The sequence below is a fragment of the Synechococcus sp. WC101 genome, from assembly GCF_047461555.1.
Lineage (GTDB): Bacteria > Cyanobacteriota > Cyanobacteriia > Thermostichales > Thermostichaceae > Thermostichus.
In genome coordinates this window covers 1-4,778 of the sequence record NZ_JANSHG010000173.1, presented here as the reverse complement: position 1 = coordinate 4,778, position 4,778 = coordinate 1, and the positions used below count along the sequence as shown (strand labels likewise).

The 4,778-nt window shown below is 61.5% G+C and carries 5 protein-coding genes; all 5 read left to right on the top strand.

Annotation, left to right across the window (positions count from 1 at the left end):
• Nucleotides 1-116: 116 nt before the first annotated feature.
• Nucleotides 117-308 carry a hypothetical protein gene (locus NW809_RS10790; RefSeq protein WP_011429923.1) on the top strand — a complete coding sequence of 64 codons (192 nt, stop codon included), beginning with the start codon at nucleotides 117-119 and terminating at the stop codon, nucleotides 306-308.
• Between the two features lie 169 nt (nucleotides 309-477).
• The gene (locus NW809_RS10785; protein ID WP_414402116.1) at nucleotides 478-2,142 is read left to right on the top strand and encodes a CocE/NonD family hydrolase; all 1,665 of its coding nucleotides are present in this window, start codon (nucleotides 478-480) and stop codon (nucleotides 2,140-2,142) included.
• A 105-nt stretch (nucleotides 2,143-2,247) separates the two neighbouring features.
• Complete coding sequence (locus NW809_RS10780) at nucleotides 2,248-2,508, top strand: DUF6761 family protein (protein ID WP_011429921.1); 261 nt, start codon at nucleotides 2,248-2,250, stop codon at nucleotides 2,506-2,508.
• Between the two features lie 102 nt (nucleotides 2,509-2,610).
• On the top strand, nucleotides 2,611-4,434 hold the full coding sequence (locus tag NW809_RS10775) for a glycosyltransferase family 39 protein (RefSeq protein ID WP_414402115.1): 1,824 nt from the start codon (nucleotides 2,611-2,613) through the stop codon (nucleotides 4,432-4,434).
• Nucleotides 4,435-4,587: 153 nt separating this feature from the next.
• Nucleotides 4,588-4,778 (top strand): transposase (locus NW809_RS10770; RefSeq protein ID WP_414402114.1); only part of this gene is annotated, 191 nt, incomplete at its 3' end.

The window sequence follows — 4,778 nt, the reverse complement described above, 5'->3', positions numbered from 1 at the left end:
ACACCTTAGCTCCTACAGTATAGTGCAAGTCGGGATGCGAGCGCGAAGAGGCTTCTCCAGGCCAGCCGCTGTTAGACTGGTGTAGCCATAGCTTTTGCGGGCAACTCCTCCGTCCGATGTCCTCCGCACCCTCTGAGCCCAATCCGGAAAACTTGCCTGTCTTGGGGCAGAAGGTACAGGCCAAGCTGCGCGCTCTGGCAACCCTGCCTGGCCTTGGCGAGAAAGGGATCCGGCTCCTGCTGCGGGTTGCTCAAGCCGACCCGGAGTGGAAAGTGCGGGCAAGAGCCTACGAAGTGTTGCCTCTTTAGAAAGAGGCGATCCTGCCCGATGGTTCGGTCTGGTCTTCCGACAAGCCCTCCTGAGCTGGCCTAACTCCAGCAACAGCTCAATCCACCTGGCTGCGGGTTTCTCTTTCAGGGCAGGGAAGAGCTACAGGTCTTGAGCCTAAAATACGCCTATCCCCTGCTGTGGAGATCCTTGGCTTCTTCAATGGACCCCACTGACCCGACCATGCTGCCTGTGCGCCCCCGAGAAACCGTTTCCATGTTCACCCGCGACGGGATCCAACTGGACGCGGATGTCTATCGCCCCGAAGGGGAGGGGAGCTACCCGGTCTTGCTGATGCGGCAACCCTACGGGCGGGCCATTGCCTCGACGGTAGTATACGCCCATCCGCGCTGGTATGCGGCCCACGGGTACATCGTGGTCGTCCAGGATGTGCGGGGGCGGGGCACGTCCAAGGGATCCTTCTACCCTTTCCGCCACGAAGCTGAGGACGGGTTCGACGCCGTCAACTGGGCGGCCGCTTTGCCGGGGAGCAACGGTGTGGTGGGTATGTACGGCTTTTCTTACCAAGGCATGACCCAACTGTATGCCGCCTCCACCCGTCCCAGCGCCCTGAAGGCCATCTGCCCAGCCATGCTGCCCTACGATCTCTACGCCGATGCCGCCTATCCGGGGGGAGCCTTCGCTTTCTACAACAACCTCAGTTGGGCCCTGCAACTGGAAGCTGAGGGGGCGCGCCTGCGCGGCGATGCCAACGCTTACCAGGCCCTTTTCAAGGCCTCCCGCAACCTGCCCCTTTACGATCCCATCCCCCTCAAGCCAGGCGTGCTGCAGCAATATGCGCCCCAGTCCTATTACTTTGACTGGCTGGAGCACAGCGAGCCCGACGACTACTGGCGCCAGCTCTCCCCCCGTCTGGAAGCGGTGGATCTGCCGATGTTGCACATTGGCGGCTGGTTCGACAGCTACCTAACCGGCAGCCTGCGCCTTTACAAGGAAATAAGCGCCCGCAGCCAAAACCCTCAGTACCTGGTTGTCGGGCCCTGGGCCCACCTGCCTTGGGGGCGCAAAGTGGGGGCGCTGGACTTTGGCCCCGAGGCCGTCAGCCCCATCGATCGGCTGCAGGTGCGCTGGTTCGACCAGTTCCTCAAAGGCAAAGACACAGGGATCCTCCAAGAGCCGCCGGTACGCCTGTTCGAGATGGGATCCAACCGCTGGCGCAGCTTTGAGGCCTGGCCCACGCCGGAGCCGAAGGTTTTCTACCTGCACAGCAGCGGCCTGGCCGCCCTTTCTGAAGCAGAGGGATCCCTTCGCCCAGAGCCCCCACCAAAGCAGCAGTCGGATACTTTTGTTCACGATCCCTGGCGACCCGTGCCGGCCCTAGGAGGCCACCTCATCCATCCCGCCGGGCCGCAGGAGCGCTCTGCCCTCGACTGCCGCGCCGATGTTCTCACCTACACCACCTCTCCCCTGGCAACCGACCTCGTCCTGGCAGGGGACATTCTCGTGGAAGTGTATGTGGAAGCCGACAGCCCCAGTTTCGATCTCTGCGCCGTGCTCTCGGTGGTGAGGCCGGAGGGCCAGGTGTATAACTTTTCCCAGGGCTACCGCCGGCTGCGGGATCCCCAGCCCAAGGCCCCCATTGGGATCCCTTGCCAGCCCACCTGCATCCGCATTCCCCGCGGCCACGCCCTGCGCCTCAGCCTTAGCGCGGCCTGTTTCCCGGCCTACCCCGTTAACACAGGCACGGGGATGCGAGAAGAGCGGCTCATCGAGGCCCGCATTCTCACCCTCGCTCTTCACAGCGGCAGCGACACCCCCTCGCGGCTGCATCTGCCCATTGTCGAGGGGAGTTAGGGGGAGTGACAGTTTAAGACAACACAGCTTCTCATCCCTTCGCAACTCCTCCTCACAAACAGACATCAAACGTTAGGATAGAAGCAAGCAGGGCAAGGGAACCCCATGTTGCAAGACCCGAAGTTGATCCGGCACTATCAGGCTTTGACCGACGCGCTGGTGGACAGTTGGCATCGCGGCTATCGGCGCACTGACGAGCTGCGCCTGCTGGTGGATGGCTACCTGCTGGCCCTGCGAACTGGCAAGCAATTGCAGCCTTTTGAGATCTACCGCCTTGAAGACGAGGTCAACCGCTTCCTCTACGACCCCTCCAACTTCGTGGAGCCGGAACTGGAGCGGGAGACCGAGGCGATGCGGGGCTATTGATATTGCTTATTGATATTGCATAGAGAGGGGCCGGGGGTGAGGGATCGAACACCGGCAGAGGCCTGGTAGGCTGGGGTCAGTGCTGTTCCTCACTCCAGTCCTATGGCGGTTTGGGATACGCTGGCAACTTCTCGGCGTCCGGCCCTGCTGGGATCCGGCTTGGGCTTGGGGATAGCCCTGACCCTTGGGTATGGGCTGTTCGGCTACCACGTCTTGCAGGTTGGCATCTGGTTGTTGAGCATCCTGTTGGTGGGGTTGTACGTGGCCCAGTTTCCCCCAGCTCAGCCCCCTTGGGATCCGACGCGGCTGCGCTGGCGCCAGGAGTTGCTGCACCTGGGGCTATTGGCGTTGGTTTTTGCTCCCATCTACCTCTACGACCTGGCCAACATCCCCTTTCAGATCAACACCGACGAGATTGTCATCACCTCCATGGCCCGGCGGGCTTCAGCGGTACGCTACCCCGATATCTTTGGGCTGATGCCAGAGTACTTCTATTTTCCCCGCTTTATGTTCAGCCTCTTTGGCGGCCTGACGCGGCTGATGGGGGGAGTCACGCTGGTGAATGTGCGCACGGTGCATGCCACCTTCGGGGTTGTCACCATTCTGGTGGCCTACGGGTTTTTTCGGTCGTTCTGGAACCCCCGGCTGGCCTTGGCGGCGGCGGCTCTCCTGGGATCCAACCACGCTCTGCTGGGCATCAGCCGCATGGCGATGCGGGAGAACCTGATTGTGCTGGTGGAGTGTGCAGCCCTGGCCTTGATCTTAAAGGGCGTGCGGGAAAAGAATCCCCTGCTTTTGTATTTGGGGGGAGGAGCAGCGGGTTTCTCCCTCTACGGCTATCTGCCGGGGCGGGTGGTGATCTTGCTGGGGTTGCTGTTTGGCGGCCTCTACCTGCTCCTGGGCCGGGAGGATCTGCAAGGAGAAAACAAGCAGGCCAACCCCTTCTGGACTTTGGCCAAGCTGACGGTGCCGGCGGCGCTGGGGTTTTTCCTGGTGGCTGCGCCCATTCTGGTGGCCACTGCCACTGCTCCGCCAGTGAGCGCCGAGTATGCCCGCCAGCAATTTCTCTTTTTCCCAGAAGGGCGGGCGCTGCAGCAGATGTGGGTGAATGCCGCTACGCCAGCCGAGGCGGTGTGGCGCAACATCCGCAACGGCCTAAGTATGTTCAACGACCCCAGCCAGCACGACCGGGGCTATATCTATCCCAACTACGGCCATGCCTTTGTAGATCCCCTGACAGGGGTCTTGATCTGGCTGGGGCTGGGATCCGGGCTCTACCGCCTTCTCAAAGGGCGCAGCCAACCCCACGACTGGCTCTGCCTGGGCAGCTTCCTGTTTCTCTACCTGCTCTTTAGCTTGGTCATCACCAAAGCCCCCAACTACACTCGCCTGCTGGTGATCCTGCCCTTTGTAGCCTACCTAACCCTGGAAGGGATCCAGGCGCTGGCTGCTCTCCTGGGACGTTGGGGATCCCGGGCAAGAGGTTGGCTGCCGGCAGCGGCGATGGCGGGGGCGGTCCTGTTGATCGGGGGATGGAACTTGGCCATTTTTGGGGATTTTGTCCACAAGGGCTGGACCCAGGGCAACGATGTGGGAGCCACCGGGCGCTACGTGGCGGCTCGACAAGGGGATCCCGACCACCGCTTCTACCTGGCGGCCAGCACCGCCTACCCCTATTTCAGTTGGGGAGAACCCCCCTACTGGCAGAGTTGGATCCAGTTTTTTGCCGGGCCGGAGCAGGAGGTGCAGGTTTTTTCCCCGGAGGCCTTGCCGACCCAAGACCTACAGCCGCCGTTTACCCTGTTCCTGAACGAGGGGGTATGGGATCAACAGGGGGCGGCGCTGCAGCGGCGCTTTCCCCAGGGGCAGTTGCACCGCATCCCGGCTGAGCGGGGGCTGTGGGCTTTTGAGGTGGGGGATCCCTAAAACGGCATCGCCAGCAACCAGCCATCGCTGGGAAAGCCACGGGTTTGGGTCAAGTACCCCCAGCTTTAGCTGGAAAAGGGCAAGGAAAGACTAGCCTGCCCAGGCAACCTACTCCGGTAGGTTCAACTGGAGCTAGCCGTCCAAAGGCCACCTATGTTGTTGTACCTGGAGTGGGTCTATGCCAAGCCTGCTCGACCCCAATCGCTGGATCCGAGAAAAGCTCTAGCAATTGACCACGGAGTCAACAACTGGCTTACGTGCGTTAGTAACTTAGGACATAGCTTCATCATTGATGGCCGCAAAGTCAAGTCCTTCAACCAGTGGCACAACAAGGAGCTGGCTAG